This window comes from Alkalibacterium sp. s-m-28 (assembly GCF_054658175.1).
Genome location: NZ_BAAGIQ010000232.1, coordinates 1 through 693, shown reverse-complemented (window position 1 = coordinate 693; position 693 = coordinate 1). Strand labels below are relative to the sequence as shown.

Genomic DNA, 693 nt, shown 5'->3' with positions numbered 1-693 from the left:
CGGTGTTAGTCCTGTGGTACTCTTTCAGTTCTTGTTTACTCTAGTCTTCACCTCAAAATCTGGAAACCAGGCTATCCTTTCTTCAAAAGCACCTGAAGAAATTAGTGTTTACACTGTAAACCGGTTCATGAATGCCAAAACCTTTAACTGGCGGAAATTTCTGATTCTATTGAGCGAGTCAATCATTGTGAAACGCCTGCTTTCCTTAGTGGAAAGCGATTCTGAACGTGTCTTAATCATTGACGATTCCACATACAGTCGGAACCGCAGCAAAAAAGTCGAGCTTTTAGCAAAAGTGTATGACCATTCAACCGGAACCTTTATGCGAGGGTTTCGTATGCTTACTTTGGGTTGGTCAGACGGCATTAGCTTCATTCCTTTAGCGCACACACTACTCAGTTCAGAAAAGAAGCAAGCACGCCTAATGGAAGCAAATGACCAACTAGACAAACGTACAGTCGGCTACAAACGACGCGTTGAAGCCCAACAGAAAGCTACTAAGGCTCTATTCGACTTACTTGATTCCATCAATCCTCGGACCTTACAGGCAAAGACCGTTTTATTCGACAGCTGGTTCGCTTATCCTAAAACCATCAAACAAGTGGTCACTGATTATCCGCTTCAAGTCATCTGCATGCTTAAACCTACGCGTACAACGTACGGATACAATGGACAAAAGTATAACCTGAAAGA

Annotated in this window: 1 protein-coding gene; it reads left to right on the top strand. The window is 43.0% G+C overall.

Annotation, left to right across the window (positions count from 1 at the left end; all coding sequences use genetic code 11):
- On the top strand, positions 1–693 hold a 693-nt coding region (locus ACYQ4S_RS12100; RefSeq protein ID WP_459771409.1), incomplete at both ends, for an IS4 family transposase.